We start from the raw sequence: 15,382 nt of genomic DNA, 5'->3' as shown, positions 1-15,382 counted from the left end.
ACAACTGTCGTGATACGTTGAAAAGTTAAGTGTTCACATTCAGCCGGAATCGGTGTTCAACTTCGCCGGAATACGCATTTATGAGAAAGCTGCTGTTTTCACTTTGTTTAGGTACTTTGTTATCTGCTTGTACCACTATAAATGAAGAGAAAGGCATAACTACGAAATGGTATAAAGAAGACCAAATCGCCGCAAAAAGCGGGAACGCTGCTATTTCATTCAAAGAAGTTGAAGTTTCAGCGAAAAGAGGTGATGTTATTTCTCAATTCCAACTAGGGCAATTGTATGAGGAGGGAAAAGAGGTCAAGCAAGATTACTATAAAGCTGAATATTGGTATCTGGAGGCAGCGAAGCAAGGATACGTGTTTGCCCAAGACAGTCTTGGTTGGATGTATCAAAACCCAAATGGTGTATTTCACAAGCTCATTGAGTCTGCACACTGGTATAGCTTAGCCGCAGAACAAGGCTATGCTCCAGCTCAAAATAGTCTTGGTTTCGCTTACAAATATGGTACTGGCGTAAAGCAAAATTATGAAGAAGCAGTATTATGGTATACGAGGGCTTCTGAGAAGAATTATGCACCAGCACAAAGAAATCTCGGAATCTTATATGAGAAGGGACATGGAGTTAAGAAAGATTATCTTATTGCTGCGAATTGGTATCGTAAGGCTGCCGATAACGGGGATGGCAGAGCAGCAAATTATTTAGGGGGAATGTATAGAGATGGGTTAGGAATAAAGCAAGATCGACAGTTAGCGTTGGAGTGGTTTAAAAAGGCATCGGATAGAAATGATTATGAAGGAACGCTGAATTTTATTAGTCTTAACAAATTGTCTTTTGAACAATATGTTGCTCTTGCAAAAGGTGGAAATCCCGATGCGCAACTAGAATTGTGTCATATGTATTTTAACGGTGATGAGGTAGAAATCAACTATGAACAAGCAGTTAAATGGTGCGCAAAGGCAGCAATGCTTGGTCAAGTTAAAGCTCAAGAAAATCTTGCCAGAATGTTTTTTGGTGGCTTTATTATTAAACAGGATTATCAAAGCGCATACATTTGGGCAATGATTGCATCAACCAAAAATAAAAAACAAGGGTCATTAATAACGTCTATTAAAAAACAGTTAACGGAAGAAGAACTGATTGAAGCAAAGCTTAAATTTAGTTCTTGTCTCATACCTTACTCAGAATATCAAAGTTGCCCTAAACCAGTACTTCTAGACTTATTCAACTAATTTAATTTAACAGTAATTCAATATGTACTGCAACTTATAGAACTGTCCACTATGCATTATCATGCACTAGTTAGGAGCTAATGAGAGATGGTGATTTTGGTTACTTTTGGGGTTTTCCGTGCACCTCCAACTGAATCAAGCTCATAAACTTGCAGATGTTGTGAACGTGGGAAGATTTTTTGGTTTGGTCGTACATAGTCTATTCTTCATAGTAAACTTACAACAAAAAATAGACTATGCTGACTTATGCTGCAATTTTGCTAACTTATTTGCAATTTTTGTTAAGTTACTCTGCAGTAATCAAAAGGGACAGCGAAAATTAATCCAGTTTAACGGCCGTGCCGTATATCAGAATTTCAGATGCACCTTGCATAATCGCACTGGTAGTAAAACGTACATTCACAATCGCATCAGCGCCCAGCGATTCCGCCTCGGCAACGGCACGACGCATCGCTTCTTCACGGGCTTCAGTCAACATTTCGGTATAACCTTTAATCTCACCGCCGAAAATGGTCTTAAATCCCGCCATAATGTCCCGGCCGACATGCTTGGACTGCACGACGTTTCCGGTCACGGTTCCCAACACTTCCTTAATAGTACGGTTCGCGATATCAGGCGTTGTTACACACAACATAGCTTTGCTCCTTCAAACATATCCGCTTCTTAAATTAAGCAATTAGCATGAATAACAACCAACAAGAAATCAATTAAAAAACCGTTAGATAATAACAATATATAAATATAAGGCTCTGTTAAGAAACCTCATAAACTGAGCTTTATATACTTACTGATTAACGGCCTTGAGATAAGTCAAAAACCGCTGCCAAGATTTGTAATCGGCAACCTCGCGGTAATTATCAGAACCATAAACCGTGAAGGCATGGGGAGCACCACTGTAGACAATCATTTCATTTTCAATCGATGCCTTTTCAAGCTCTCTCGAAAGCGCCACAAAATCATCCATTGTGATGGCCTGATCTGCCGCGCCGTGCAGAACCAACACGCTGGATTTGGTATTAGCGTAATCCTGCCCTTTCGGTGTTTTCAATCCACCGTGAAACGTCACAAATCCTTTCATATCAGCGCCGGATCTCGCCATTTCCAACACGGCAGCACCACCAAAGCAATATCCCATTGCCACAGCCCTGTCGGTATTAGCTCCAAGAGAATCAGCCATCTGTAGTGCGCCGTTAAGCAAAGCACGCATCTTCAGCCGATCCTTATACAATTCACCGGTATGCTGGCGTTTGTCTTCCACTTTCACCGGACGGACTCCAGCCCCGAACAAGTCAGCCGCAAACACCGCATAACCTTCTTCAGCCAGCATCTGGGCCCGCTTTACTTCATAGTCAGTCAACCCGTCCCAGTCGTGAATTAACAATACCAGCGGCGCTTTGGCATCCGGAGTAATGTAATACCCCTCATATTCCTCGTTATTGACTTTATAACTAACCGATCGTCCTTCAGCAGCAAATAAGGAAAAAGAAAACAACAAAGATAACGCTGTAACGAGTAACTTACCCTTCATTTTCCCACCTTTGGTTTACCCTGCACTAAAAACAGTTCTATCAGTGTAGATTACCAGCCAGCGGTCACGTCATTGCTTTATTCATCTTTCAGGTATTAAATAATATTCAAATAACTAAAAAATCAGGGATAGTAATGCCAGCCTTTTCAGAATTTATTAAACATGTCGGCCGGGGAGAAAAAGGCCGCCGTCCACTTACCCAGCAAGAAGCTCGTAAGGCTCTGGATATGTACCTCGACGGCAAAGCCGAACTACTTCAACTCGCCGTGCTGCTGATGCTGCAACGAGTACGATGCGAGACAGGCGAAGAAGCTGCCGGATACATACAATCCCTCAGAAGCCGGATTGATGATGGATGGCAAGACCTGGCAGTGGATCTCGACTGGCCGTGTTTTGCCGGTAAACGCCGCCAGCCTCCCTGGCTACTGCTTGCAGCTAAGCTGCTGGCACAAAATGGTATCCGGGTGCTACTTCACGGCCATGCCTCAGTCGATGCACTCAAGTACCAGATCGAATCAGCTTGCCCTGATTTAGGGATCCGCCAAGCCGAAACGCCCGAGCAAGCCAAAGCGATCCTGGCCCACGATGACATTTGCTACATCCCCCTGTCAGCCTACTGCGAGCCGCTGGTCGACCTGCTGGCACTACGAAATCAGGTTGGCCTGCGCACCCCGCTCAATACCGTCGCCCGCTCACTCAACCCGACCAATGCACCATATGCCATTCACGGGATTTTTCATCAAGGCTATGAACAGCTCCATGCCGAAGCGGCCAGCCTAATCGGAGACCGCAACATGGTGGCTTTCAAAGGCGAAGGAGGAGAAAGCGAACGTAGCCCACGCACTGCCTGCCGGATTGCTGGTATTGCCGACGGCCAGTTATTCAATGAAGAGTGGCCCACCTTTCTAGAGGGGGCATCAGGTAAACACGGTGAAATCAGCGGGGAATACTTACGGCAAGTCTGGGAAGGTAACATCGATAACAACTACGGAATCCATGCAGTTATTTCAACAATGGCAATAGTACTCAAAATGATAAAAGCATGTCCGGATCAACAATCAGCCCTGGAACAGGCACAACTATGGTGGGATCACCGCCACCAATAATTCGCTTCTACCTCACACTTTTGCTCCCTCTAACCAGCATAACCACAGGCGTGTTCGCCTCTCCAGAATCACAAGCGAACACGCTGAATATACGAAAAAGTGATATGACTCAATAATGTAATTATCAAAGCTGGTTATATACACCAACAATATGCAACCATGATAATAGCTTTTTTTTCGAATCACCGACGATCACAATGAATACTATTCGCTTTAATCTTGTTGACTGGCTAGCCCTTTCTCCAGGACTCACCGACCGCGACAACTGGATGACCTGGGCCTCACTTGATATGACTTGGCCTGAAAATCCCGAACCAGTTCCTGCCAACCTAATACCGTCAATGATGCGACGACGCACCAGCAGCCAGAGCAAACTGGCCCTGCAAACAGCTATTTCGCTCACCCAGGATAAGGAAATCGACTACATCATTTTTGCCAGCCGCCATGGAGAGCTAAACCGGCTAACGACTTTGCAGGAAAATATCCTGCAGGGTGAAGATGCTTCACCGACACTTTTCTCCCAAACCGTGCATAACACCGCCGCTGGCCTGTTCACCATTGCAACCAAAAGGCCAACCCCGGTGACATCTCTGGCGTCAGGACAAAATACACTTCATAACGCACTGATAGAGGCATCAGCCTACCTCAGTGAAACCCCGGAAAGCAAAGTGCTCGTTGTTGACTTCGACGAACCGCTACCAGAACGATACAGCCAGTTCGATCAGGGCAATTATCAGGGGTATGCGCTTGGCCTTCTGCTCACCAGTGGCTCTGATTACCAGATAAGCTGGGAGAGAAACACTGAACCTAAAGAGCAGTCCGCCCCGTTCACACTTGAGGTTATCCGGCAGTTTGTCGGTAACGAAAACCAGTGGACGATATCAACCACTCAGCAATGCTGGCACTGGCAACGTCCGGCACAATGATATATTGCTTTTTCGTTAGCTGACTCGAAGTTAGTGATCTTATTTATCGAGAAAACAGTGTCTTATGGCACAATAGCAATACGCAACAAACTGAATACATTAACTAAATAGCTACAGAGTAGGTATATATGGAACAATTACACACTGAGTTAAAGCTGCTCATCATCGAGTCCCTGAATCTTGAAGACATCACTGTAGACGATATCAACAGCGACGAAGCTCTGTTCAATGACGGTCTGGGACTGGATTCGATTGATGCACTGGAACTTGGCCTGGCAATTAAGAAAAAATACGACATTGTACTGGATGCCGATGACAAAGACGCACGCCAGCACTTTGCCTCTGTCACCACACTAGCAAGCTTTATCTCGGCAAATCAGGCCGCATAGCCCATTCTGGCTGAAGGGCCGCCTCGCATTGCCACTCGGTATCAAATATTGCGGCCCCAAACGTCTAACTTCTCCGTTACGCCACTTCAGTGGCAACTCGAAGAATGAACTATCAAATCTGCCACCTGCAATATCAGGACCATGATGAGTGGATCATCTCATTGCTATAAAGGCAGTAATAACTGAAAGTTAAGTGGAAAGGATACAATGACCGTACATTCTCAAAACTCTATTATTTTTGGAGCAGAACGCCTGACAATTGAAGACGTTATCGATATTGCCAATGGTGCATCCGCAACATTAAACAACTCCCCAGCCTTTGCCGATAAAATTAATCGCGGCTCGGCTTTCCTTGAGCGGCTGCTAAAAGAAGAAGGCGTTATCTACGGCGTTACCACCGGCTATGGTGACTCCTGCACCGTTGCCATTCCACCAGAGTTTGTTGATGATCTACCGCTGCATCTGACTCGCTTCCATGGCTGCGGCTTAGGCGAGAATCTGGATCATCAGCAAAGCCGCGCTGTTCTGGCTACCCGTCTTTGCTCACTGGCACAAGGTGTTTCAGGCGTTAGCCGAGAATTACTGGATCAAATCGTCACCCTTATCAACCACGACATTGCGCCACGCATTCCGCAAGAAGGCTCTGTTGGAGCCAGCGGCGATCTGACCCCACTTTCCTACCTTGCAGCCGCCCTGATCGGTGAACGTGAAGTACTGTATAAAGGTGAAATTCGTTCGACAGCCGAGGTGTATAACGAACTCAGCCTGACCCCAATCAAGCTTAAGCCTAAAGAAGGACTGGGATTGATGAACGGCACAGCCGTTATGACTGCGCTGGCATGTATGGCATACAAACGTGCAGAATATCTGGCACAGCTGTCAACCCGTATTACCTCAATGGTGTCGGTCGGTATGCAAGGAAACGACTTTCACTTCGACGAAGCCCTGTTTGCCGTGAAGCCACACCCGGGCCAGCAGCAAATTGCCAGCTGGTTACGCAATGATCTTCAGGCAGCCCAACCACCTCGTAACAGTGATCGCCTGCAAGATCGCTACTCGCTGCGCTGTGCCCCTCATGTTATCGGTGCCCTGCAAGACAGCCTGCCTTGGATCCGCCAGCTGATTGAAAATGAGCTTAACAGTGCCAACGATAACCCAATCATTGACGGTGACAACGAGCGCGTACTTCACGGCGGTCATTTCTATGGCGGGCACATTGCCATGGCGATGGATACCCTAAAGACTGCAATTGCCAACATTGCCGACCTGCTTGACCGCCAGATGGCCCAGCTAATGGACTATAAGTTCAACAATGGCCTGCCATACAACCTGACCGGTGCAACCGGCAGCCGCAAACCTATCAACCACGGTTTCAAAGCGGTACAAATCGGTATTTCAGCCTGGACCGCAGAGGCGCTTAAGCACACGATGCCAGCCAGTGTCTTCTCCCGCTCTACCGAATGCCACAACCAGGACAAGGTCAGTATGGGTACAATTGCTTCCCGTGACTGCCTGCGCGTGCTTGAACTAACTGAACAGGTGGCCTCTGCATCATTGCTGGCTGCAACTCAGGCTCTCGAACTGCGTAAGCGCAACAGTGAGCTTGCTGACGATCAACTAAGCCCAGCACTGCAGGCTATGGTTCAGTCTATTCAGAAAGACTTTGAGTTCGTAACCGAAGACCGGCCACTTGAAGGCGATTTACGTCTATGTATGGCTAAGATCCGCCAGGAAGCGTGGAAGATGTACTCGTAAGCTTCTAAATAAAAGCCAATAAAGAAAAACCCCGCGCCTCTCAGCTCGGGGTTTTATCATTTTATCTATTACTGACTATCGCATTAACGTAAACTTTTCGGCAGTCGCGCTGTTATTAATGGTAAACGTATTTACCTCATCAACCAGCTCAGTCATCCGCAGTTTGACCTGCTCTACCTCATTTTGGATATCGAAAATAGTTTGCTTGGTATTGCTGGCCATTTCCAATAACTCGTCAACATCGGTATCAACGCTTTTTGCTGTTTGCGACTGCTCGTTAGAAGCCGTAGCGATGCTGGCATTAAACTGAGCAATCTCATTTACCGTAACAATCAGATTTTCAACCAGCGACTTGGTATCAGACACCATATCCTGAGTCTCGTAACTCGCTTCGCGGCTCTTCTGCATATTATCGAAAGACTCTTTCGCATTCTGACCGATCCCGTCGAGCAGCTGACGAATATCTTCCGTTGACTGCTTACTGCGTTGCGCCAGAGTACGAACCTCATCAGCCACAACAGCAAATCCCCGTCCCTGCTCACCGGCACGTGCCGCCTCAATAGCCGCATTCAGTGCCAGCAGGTTGGTTTGCTCCGAAATCGCATTGATCGTATCCAAAATCTCAGACACGTTCCCCATCTGCTGCTCAAGAGTCTCAATACAACCATATGTCTGGTTCACGCTATCAAGCAACGCCGTTGTCGAGGAAAATGACTGCTCACTATGGTTATGACACGCCTCCGCATTAGACTTCACCGAATCCGTTCCCTGCTGGGCTTCGGTAGTAATACCTGCCACCTGCTCACTGGTCTGAGCCATCTCGGTCATCGCCGTTGCAATGTTATCGCAACGCATATGCGTCATTTCACTTGCTTTGCTGGCCTGTGTCACCATTTGGACCATCGCGCTCATTTCATCTTGAGTTCGACTGGCCACCTCCAACGCCTTATTCAAAGTGTCACTAAGACTTAGCGTCAATTGGTCAAAGTGAGTCGCTATCTCACCAAATTCGTCTTGCGTGCCATCTGAAAGACGGATCGTCAGATCTTTATTGGAAGCCATGCTGTCCAGCTGGGCAGTGAAGATATCTACCCGGCGGCGCAGATTTATCACAATGCGAATCGTCAACAAGATCAGCGGTAATACCACCAGCAAAGTCACACCGATATAAGTCATACGGAGCGTGTTTGCATCGGCACGATCCTGAACAGCTTTATCATGGATCGTAGCGGCAAAACTATCACGCAACCCTTTCACCGTCCCTATCCGCTCTGTCGCTAAACCAAACCAAGATGATGCTTCCGGCCCTTTGATCGAAGATAAGTTCGATTTCTGCGCCAGATACTCCTGCTGGATCTTCATCACCTTCTGCCAGGTCGAACTACGGGTAATCGATTGTAGCTGACTGAGCTCTTCACCTTTAAGCAGCATCTCTGCCTGCCTAAGCGCATAACGCTCGGCATTAATGTACGTAGAGATCTGCGCGTAACGATCCAGCGTCGATATCTTACCGGCAAACACCCCATTGAGTGCGCCGCGCGCCATACCGGCCTGCTCCTTAATCACCAACAGAGAAAGCAACCCTTGTAATTGCTGCTTCAACTCCGGACTACTCACCCCAGACATCACAATACCCAGGTTATCCAGCGCCAAGCGGTTTACATTGGAATAATAGGCAAACGGGTAATCAGCTAACTTCAAGCTATCAACCTGAGAACGGATATTGTTACGGCGATCCAATTGGGCCTTAACCTCACGTAGCAGAGAATTCACCTCGGTAGGGTTTAAACGCTGAGGCTGAAATGCCAAAAGGTTGTTGTAAGCAACATCGGCCATTTTACGTTGCTTCATCAGGGCATCACGCTGCTTGTTTTGCCCCTTAGACGCAATAACCCCCGCAGTCAGTCCGCGTTCCACAGCAAACTGATGCGCCACATTGTCGTAAAGATTAAATAACTCTACAGTTTCCTGTGACAGCTCTGCCTGCATTAATTGTTCATTAGCATCATTTATTTGCATGCCAATGAATAGCAGCAGCAAAGTAGTAGGGATAATAAAAACAACTGAAATAGTCGTTCTAATATTGAAAGCTCGAGCCAAGCTCACCATTGCACAACCTCATATAGTTATAATATTTTGCACTTTCAATACAAACTAGCAAAGAAAACTAACATTTCAAAAGACTCTTTAAGCCCGTTCACAAAAATAATGACCCAGCTCAAACCGGGTCAATATCTTGACACTCCACCATTAGCGTCAAATATAAAAATACCAAGCTATAACAACAGCTTAAACAAAATCTCATGCATAAAGCTCAGGCTCATATTAACTCAACCTATTATGCAAATAAGCCAACTGCGCTTTATTTATCATGTTAATGTTAGGCTAAAGATATCAGCCAGTTAAAACAACCATTTTATAAACACCTTTTATTTCGTTATTTATTAACCTAACGGTCAAAAATATAATCGCCCATTTCCTAATATATTCAAAAAGCATAAGCGATGAAAAGCTCATCAGCATGGCGCTGCATTTACCATAAAGTTACCCACTGTTTTTGTGGATAAAGTTATTAACTCAATTAAAAACATACACTTATTTATTGCAATGTTATTAGTTGGATTTTTGCACTTTTTGCTGATGTGCATTGCCTCGTTGCCTGAACGTGTAGCTGTAGCCGCCCGCGAGGTTTGGCAAAGGAATCCGCCAGAAATGACAAATAGATTTTGCCATTTTGGGCGGTTTCTGTGGTTAGGGGTGTTTAAAAAATAGTGTTCTTAAAACTTTTAAACGCAGTTTAAATGTTTGGGGCTATGTTTTTTAAACGAAACTCATGTGTATAACTCTGCATTGCCTCGTTGCCTGAACGGGTGGCGGTGAGGGTGAGTCGAAGCCGTTTAATCCCCTCCTTTATAGTTAAGCTATCGAATGTCAGTTCGGTGGCTGTGGTTGTTTCGTTATAAAGGACAGTGCCTGTATCAACATCAACCAGGGTCACTTTGGTTTCTGTGCCTGCTTCCGGCATACCATTGGTGAACCAGTCAGACAGGAACTGGGGCTCTGCTACTTCGCTGATGCGGTTGCGGTGTGACAGCGTAACTGTCAACGGTAAGGCTATCGATTCAGGCCAATAGCTGCCGTTTAGCTGCACGTTCGTGACACATAGCGGCTTGGCTGCCCTGCCAACCAGATTAATCTCAGACACCGTTGCTTCGCCTTCATTCAGTGTGCCCCTTGGCGTGACTGTTAGGCCCCGAAGGCTTACCCGTTCACCGGCAGTAAACTCGGCTTCCAGGGCATCGCCGTCCAGGATGGTAACTGGCGTCATTGCGTTGTGACGTTCGGGCATCGTGTCGAGTACGCCGCGTTTTACCTGGGCATTATCACCTTCCAGGCTCATAACAACGATTAGCTCATTGCCTAGCAGGCAGAGCGTCGGCAGCTCCTGTCCGGTCAAATCACTGCCGAGCAGCTGCAACTGGGTACCTGTCCGGCTGATTGGGGCTAACAGTAAAGAACCAGGTGCAAAGCTTGCGCGGTGGCTGTATAGCCAGCGGTCGAAGTGGCTGTAATAAAGGTCGGCCCCCAGGGTATCGCTGGTTGGTTTCCCAGCGAACCAGCCGACAAAACAGCTGTAGTCTTTCAAGGCCGCCAGTTCGGACGGGTTGAGGGTATTGGCCAACAGCCAGTAAGGCAACTCCATAACAGCCTGATCGGTGATTGGCTGCGGCTCGTTAATTGGGTCTTTCCAGTTACTTGGCGGTGGCGGCATGTAATCCCCAGTGACGGCTGAGAAAATATCTTCCATCACATCGAGTTTTACTTCGGGTTTGGCCAGGCTGCCCCGGCGTTTCTTCTGTACCCGCACGATATGGTTAAGGCCTGCAGGCGGATACACCACCCTGACCACATCACCAGGCTGCAAGGTCGCTGCCGAAGTATCACAATACAGCTCACAGGTCATCAGGCGTCCCGAGAGCATCCGCAGCTCGCGCATTGCCACCCGGTAAGCCAGCTTATCATCATGGAGCATCGGATAATTCACGGTTTCACCGATGGTGCGCCCGGTAGCGTGAAGTAAGGCGGAGTTCATCACGGTAACGGCGGCTTTATCGTAGGTATTCCAGTCGGTATAAGTCACCGTCAGGGTATTGATGAGATCGGCCTGGCTGCGTCGACGGACATTACGGGCGGACTTGATTTGTTTTCCTGTCAGTACCGGAATATCAGCCTCGCTGTAATTATCCCTGGCCAGGCGCATGGTGACTTTGCCTGTCGCCTCGTCGGTGAATACATAGCCATTGATATAACGGCAGATATCTTTGATGAACTGCTCCACCGGCTGCTGCTTCGTCCAATGGGCATTCAGACCAAAGCCTTCGGCATAAAGGATATCGGCACACTGGCGGAATGCGGCCTCGTCGATATTGCGGTTACCCGTGCCCCATTCCGGGCATTCAATCAGCTCATGGATGATATGGGCAGCATTCAGGCCACCGGCACCAAACGCTGCAGGGTCTTTAATATCCCGCCCCTCGCCAATGATTGCCTTTTCCTGATACCAGATCGGGTTACCGTCCCAGCCGGTTTTCAGCCGGGCCACTTCCACCGCTACCGGCGGCGGATAACTGGAGTTACCCATTTCCGGCTTGCGAAATACCAGCGCTGCCAGATAGCGAAAGGCGCTTACCACCTTCTTTCCATCAATCTCCTGCGAGCAGTGTCGGGCCAGGTAGTCATTCACCCCCTAGTTAGCATGGCCTAAGCAGACGTCGATATCACCAATCACCCCGCCGTACTGGTCACGATCACCAAACAGCGTTGGCTTATTGATATGCAGGCTACGGTTACCCGCAATCCGCGCTCCGGAGCCGATTTTTTCCCCGAACCAGATCCGCTGGATAAAGTCGACCGGGCCATGGCAGAGCACCAGGTGCTGCCCCCAATACCAGCGATAACCTACCGTTTGCTTTTTCTTCCTTCCCATGACGATTCCCTGTCTTGCTTAAACTTAAGTACAACTTCTGTCACCAATGGGTCACCGAGCGCCAGCAGCTGATCACAATCGGCCCCGTGCCGAACGAACTCCGCCCAGCTCAGGCCATAGTTTGCAAACACCCCTCGCGCCCCGGAGCAACAAAAACCGAGCGGAGCCAGATCGTGGGGATAAATACGGTTATTTTCGGATTGCACGGTGCGACATGTCCCCCCACCAATAAACGGTGCCACTGCTGATCTTAACCTTGCCGAACACCACCCCAAGTGGTTTGCCCTTTTCTATCACCGGGGCCTTGGGCTCCTGCGCATCCGGGGCGTCATGGCTCTGATTCATGGCGCGATAACTGATTGCAATCGACACCACCGCCATCACTATGGCTACCCAAACCATCTCTACTCCTTGTAAGCTTCTTTTTAACAGTCTGATTAACGATCGATAGGATCGCCGACATACGGGTTCTTGGTCGGCAGATTGACCGCGCCACCATGATTAATGGCATTGTTAAAGCGGCGGTGGCATGTCTCCAAAGTACCGTCGCACCCTCGGGTAATTTCTGCCGTTTCCCCCACCGCCAGCTTAGTCGGATGCAACAGCACTAAAGTCAGGCTATCGGGCTGCTGGTCGATGAAATGACAGTTCCCGCCCTGCTGGAGGTAGCCAAAGGCATACTCCTTCGGCACCGGATACGCCAGAGTGACCCTGTTCCCTTCCGCCGCCCGGATTTTTACCTCACGGGGAGACTCTTTAATGCCGCACTTCCGACAACCTAACTCATAGCGGCACTGCGGCGTCACGGTTTCGTTCAGGCCGGTTACCTGCAGCTCGGTATGCACCGCTTCCAGCTCGACAGTCACAAAGCCATCATTCCACACTCCGGCCATCAGGCGGCCTGCAAATACGGTATGAAAGGTGCGGCCATCCTCCGAGCGGAGAATGGTCACCCTGGGGGCAATATTGAGTGGCGGATTCAGGGCCAGGTTAGCCAGTTCGCTTCCGGCAGCGACCTCGAATGACGTATCAGCCCGGAGCGGATCATCGGACTGCTCGATAGACGCATCCCGTGCAATCACATGGGTTCGCCAGTTATAGCCGTTGGCCAGCACATCACGCTGGTTGGAGGTAAATCGCCACACCTCATCACGCAGCTCAATCTGGTACAGTTCAATAACCATCCGCCCTCCTATCCTGCTATCTCTTCAGCTGGCACTTCTTTCATCTGCATCGACACTTTCATTAGGTGGCGTGGCTGATAGCTGATTTTGACCTGATCATCATCCGGCCTCATCAGGCGCATCACATGGCCGCCAAGCAAATCCCCCGACTCAACCGGGATATTCCCGTCGCCGCCGATATCGAGGATTTCATTGCCTTCGGCATCCACCCCGTCCGGACGGGCAAACACCATTTGCACGCCATCACGCCACTGCAGGTACACATGGCGGCCACCGAAGCTGGCAAAGCCTGCCGGTTGCACCACAATTCGCTTTCTGTTGCCTTTGCCCGCCAGACGGATTTCGTTGTTAAAACTCACCCACCAACAGGTGTTTAAACGCCCTTTAAACAGGTATAAAAACTGGCGCAGCTGCCAGCTCGACTCACGGCCTGTGGCCGCCCATTCGATGGTGGTGGTGTGCTGGCCAAAGTCGCGCCCGGCTATCATCATCTGCTGGCCGCTGGCGGTGGTTTTATCGCGCCAGGAAAAAGCCATGTTGTCCCGCACTCCGCCCGATTTGCCGCGTTTCACCACCACCGGTTTGCCGAGATATTCCAAAGCCAATTCCACCGGTAAAACCGCTGGCGGCGCAATATCAAGCGGCTGACTATTTACCCAGCTGATTTGTTGCTCGGTTCTGGCACCACGCCGGACAGATTGCAGCCCGTCCGGGGCAATGGCCGCGATTAGGGGCATTACTACCGCATTAGAGCGGTCAAACGTCAGCGGGCGCTTGAGCACCAGGGCGTTGTCCGATACCCGGCTGATAAAGGCCACCTCGTACTGCTCGGCATCCTTATACACCACCGCCATGCCATCATCGTTAAAGTCGCGCCAGGCGACCTCGGTTTGAATCACACTGTCGCCCGCTTTTACCGACACCGGTGACGTGGCATCTGTCCACACCGGTACTACATGGCGGTTCTGGCCCTGGGCTTCATAGCGGGCGGTTTGCTCGGCGGCTACGCGAACCGGGAGGTTATAGCGGTAGTCCAGGTGCTGGATGGGCCTGTCGGCATTACTCAGGCGCTGCTCGCCGGAGCGGGTTTCAATCACAGCGGTAAACCACTGCCAGGATTCACTCACCGGATAGACTGGCGGATATGGCCACAGTGCCACCTTAGTACCGGTAACACTCAAACAAGTAGTGACTGCGCCGTGGTTAAAACGCCATTCAAAGCTGGCGTCAATGATCATCTCGACATCCAAGGACACATCCAGCGTTAACTGCCAGTGGCCGCCATAAGGAGCCAGCACATCCCCCGGCTTCGGGCCATTTATCACCATCCCCTTAGCGCCGGATTTGATGATTTCGCTCAGGGTGAGCGGAACGGTGTAGGTGCTCCAGATTTCAACTTGCTGCACAGATGGCCCGACAACAAATTCAAGATCAATACGTTTAGGCGTAATGAATAAGTTGTTTTTGAATTCGCGCTGCCAAAAACCGCCTATGGCGGTAACCGTTGGGAGAGGTACAGATGGCACTCTTGATTGATACGAACTATCAGAAGCCGAAGAAACCCAAGGTGTCGGTATGCCTAGAAGTGAAGGCTGAGATAATGGTGGTTCTGGATAAATCTCAAGCCACCCAACTTTGCTAAAACGAAAAGCACTTACCATCATTCTTATCCGAGAAGAAAAGCATAGCCAATATCACCAGGAGCGTGACTCGGAAAAACAATCCAACGTTTACCTTGAAATTCAATAATATCACCGGGGCCATGCAACTCAGTTGAACACACGCGCATCCATGTCGATTCACCGATAACACTCCATCCTGTATTAATGGAACGAGCAATCAACGCCGGAAGAAATACTGTTGTACCAGAGAGGCCCAAAACTAGATTTTTAACTTCATCATCAACATAAATGCTGCGGAGATGAAGTTCAAAACCACCATAATAATATTCTCCTTTTTCTTCGCAAAAGCCGGTAATATCTTGATCACGTGATCCGCCGATCTGTAAGAACTCTTGTTCATTTAAATTAAACAACCAACCTGTAGGGTTAACAGCTTTGTTGGATGAACGTGCGGTCGTCATAAAATAAGTCTGTTTAATATGTTTATTGCCAAAACTACACCAATAGCCTTGATATTCACCGGCACCATTCACATAAGTCCCTCCTCCTCCCAAATTACATACCCCGGTAGAAGGTCATGACGCCAACTTGTTGAACTAGCATCTGTAGAACTCACGCTCAATGAATGTGCCTATCACTTTGTCGTGCAT

15 protein-coding genes are annotated in these 15,382 nt (G+C 48.8%); 5 read left to right on the top strand and 10 right to left on the bottom strand.

All coding sequences use genetic code 11. The annotated features are described in order from the left end of the window. Window positions 1–80 precede the first annotated feature (80 nt). On the top strand, window positions 81–1,235 hold the full coding sequence (locus tag Q0852_RS22705; RefSeq protein ID WP_299022496.1) for an SEL1-like repeat protein: 1,155 nt from the start codon (window positions 81–83) through the stop codon (window positions 1,233–1,235). Between the two features lie 319 nt (window positions 1,236–1,554). Here Q0852_RS22705 and Q0852_RS22700 read toward each other — a convergent pair whose 3' ends face one another. Beyond that, window positions 1,555–1,869 carry a YbjQ family protein gene (locus Q0852_RS22700; protein WP_299022495.1) on the bottom strand — a complete coding sequence of 105 codons (315 nt, stop codon included), beginning with the start codon at window positions 1,867–1,869 and terminating at the stop codon, window positions 1,555–1,557. 150 nt (window positions 1,870–2,019) lie between these two features. Then, window positions 2,020–2,763 carry a dienelactone hydrolase family protein gene (locus Q0852_RS22695; protein WP_299022494.1) on the bottom strand — a complete coding sequence of 248 codons (744 nt, stop codon included), beginning with the start codon at window positions 2,761–2,763 and terminating at the stop codon, window positions 2,020–2,022. A 134-nt stretch (window positions 2,764–2,897) separates the two neighbouring features. Here Q0852_RS22695 and Q0852_RS22690 point away from each other — a divergent pair, with 134 nt between their 5' ends. The 4 genes from Q0852_RS22690 (at window position 2,898) to hutH (ending at window position 6,939) form a co-directional block, all read left to right on the top strand. Further along, window positions 2,898–3,869, top strand: a complete 972-nt coding sequence (locus Q0852_RS22690) for a glycosyl transferase family protein (RefSeq protein WP_299022493.1) — start codon at window positions 2,898–2,900, stop codon at window positions 3,867–3,869. 197 nt (window positions 3,870–4,066) lie between these two features. Continuing rightward, window positions 4,067–4,795, top strand: a complete 729-nt coding sequence (locus tag Q0852_RS22685; RefSeq protein WP_299022492.1) for a beta-ketoacyl synthase chain length factor — start codon at window positions 4,067–4,069, stop codon at window positions 4,793–4,795. Window positions 4,796–4,923: 128 nt separating this feature from the next. Continuing rightward, window positions 4,924–5,184 (top strand): phosphopantetheine-binding protein, encoded by a 261-nt coding sequence (locus tag Q0852_RS22680; RefSeq protein WP_299022491.1) that lies wholly within the window; start codon window positions 4,924–4,926, stop codon window positions 5,182–5,184. Between the two features lie 207 nt (window positions 5,185–5,391). Next, complete coding sequence (hutH, locus tag Q0852_RS22675; protein WP_299022490.1) at window positions 5,392–6,939, top strand: histidine ammonia-lyase; 1,548 nt, start codon at window positions 5,392–5,394, stop codon at window positions 6,937–6,939. A gap of 75 nt (window positions 6,940–7,014) precedes the next feature. Here hutH and Q0852_RS22670 read toward each other — a convergent pair whose 3' ends face one another. The 8 genes from Q0852_RS22670 to Q0852_RS22635 form a co-directional block, all read right to left on the bottom strand. Continuing rightward, window positions 7,015–8,958 carry a methyl-accepting chemotaxis protein gene (locus Q0852_RS22670; protein ID WP_299022489.1) on the bottom strand — a complete coding sequence of 648 codons (1,944 nt, stop codon included), beginning with the start codon at window positions 8,956–8,958 and terminating at the stop codon, window positions 7,015–7,017. A gap of 778 nt (window positions 8,959–9,736) precedes the next feature. Next, window positions 9,737–11,632 carry a phage tail protein gene (locus Q0852_RS22665; protein ID WP_299022488.1) on the bottom strand — a complete coding sequence of 632 codons (1,896 nt, stop codon included), beginning with the start codon at window positions 11,630–11,632 and terminating at the stop codon, window positions 9,737–9,739. A 54-nt stretch (window positions 11,633–11,686) separates the two neighbouring features. Further along, on the bottom strand, window positions 11,687–11,926 hold the full coding sequence (locus Q0852_RS22660) for a hypothetical protein (protein ID WP_299022487.1): 240 nt from the start codon (window positions 11,924–11,926) through the stop codon (window positions 11,687–11,689). Then, complete coding sequence (locus Q0852_RS22655; RefSeq protein ID WP_299022485.1) at window positions 11,899–12,132, bottom strand: hypothetical protein; 234 nt, start codon at window positions 12,130–12,132, stop codon at window positions 11,899–11,901. The genes Q0852_RS22660 and Q0852_RS22655 overlap by 28 nt, the downstream gene beginning before the upstream one ends. Continuing rightward, window positions 12,116–12,328 carry a hypothetical protein gene (locus tag Q0852_RS22650; protein WP_299022483.1) on the bottom strand — a complete coding sequence of 71 codons (213 nt, stop codon included), beginning with the start codon at window positions 12,326–12,328 and terminating at the stop codon, window positions 12,116–12,118. The genes Q0852_RS22655 and Q0852_RS22650 overlap by 17 nt, the downstream gene beginning before the upstream one ends. A 35-nt stretch (window positions 12,329–12,363) precedes the next feature. Then, window positions 12,364–13,110: a phage BR0599 family protein gene (locus tag Q0852_RS22645; RefSeq protein WP_299022481.1), complete on the bottom strand. Its 747-nt coding sequence runs from the start codon at window positions 13,108–13,110 to the stop codon at window positions 12,364–12,366. Between the two features lie 8 nt (window positions 13,111–13,118). Further along, complete coding sequence (locus Q0852_RS22640) at window positions 13,119–14,774, bottom strand: hypothetical protein (RefSeq protein ID WP_299022479.1); 1,656 nt, start codon at window positions 14,772–14,774, stop codon at window positions 13,119–13,121. A 2-nt stretch (window positions 14,775–14,776) separates the two neighbouring features. Continuing rightward, entirely contained in the window at window positions 14,777–15,265 is a 489-nt protein-coding gene (locus Q0852_RS22635; RefSeq protein WP_299022477.1) for a hypothetical protein, read from the bottom strand. Window positions 15,266–15,382: the final 117 nt, after the last annotated feature.

It is taken from the genome of uncultured Photobacterium sp., from assembly GCF_947502415.1.
GTDB lineage: Bacteria > Pseudomonadota > Gammaproteobacteria > Enterobacterales > Vibrionaceae > Photobacterium.
Note: the sequence above shows the minus strand (reverse complement) of the source record. Positions and strands in the feature narration are given on the sequence as shown.

Coding starts and splice junctions, on each gene's coding strand:
- Q0852_RS22685 (WP_299022492.1), top strand. CDS start 4,067: ATGAATACTATTCGCTTTAATCTTGTTGACTGGCTAGCCCTTTCTCCA.
- Q0852_RS22705 (WP_299022496.1), top strand. CDS start 81: ATGAGAAAGCTGCTGTTTTCACTTTGTTTAGGTACTTTGTTATCTGCT.
- Q0852_RS22640 (WP_299022479.1), bottom strand. CDS start 14,774: ATGATGGTAAGTGCTTTTCGTTTTAGCAAAGTTGGGTGGCTTGAGATT.
- Q0852_RS22645 (WP_299022481.1), bottom strand. CDS start 13,110: ATGGTTATTGAACTGTACCAGATTGAGCTGCGTGATGAGGTGTGGCGA.
- Q0852_RS22690 (WP_299022493.1), top strand. CDS start 2,898: ATGCCAGCCTTTTCAGAATTTATTAAACATGTCGGCCGGGGAGAAAAA.
- Q0852_RS22700 (WP_299022495.1), bottom strand. CDS start 1,869: ATGTTGTGTGTAACAACGCCTGATATCGCGAACCGTACTATTAAGGAA.
- Q0852_RS22670 (WP_299022489.1), bottom strand. CDS start 8,958: ATGCAAATAAATGATGCTAATGAACAATTAATGCAGGCAGAGCTGTCA.
- Q0852_RS22695 (WP_299022494.1), bottom strand. CDS start 2,763: ATGAAGGGTAAGTTACTCGTTACAGCGTTATCTTTGTTGTTTTCTTTT.
- Q0852_RS22680 (WP_299022491.1), top strand. CDS start 4,924: ATGGAACAATTACACACTGAGTTAAAGCTGCTCATCATCGAGTCCCTG.
- hutH (WP_299022490.1), top strand. CDS start 5,392: ATGACCGTACATTCTCAAAACTCTATTATTTTTGGAGCAGAACGCCTG.
- Q0852_RS22650 (WP_299022483.1), bottom strand. CDS start 12,328: ATGGTTTGGGTAGCCATAGTGATGGCGGTGGTGTCGATTGCAATCAGT.
- Q0852_RS22660 (WP_299022487.1), bottom strand. CDS start 11,926: ATGGGAAGGAAGAAAAAGCAAACGGTAGGTTATCGCTGGTATTGGGGG.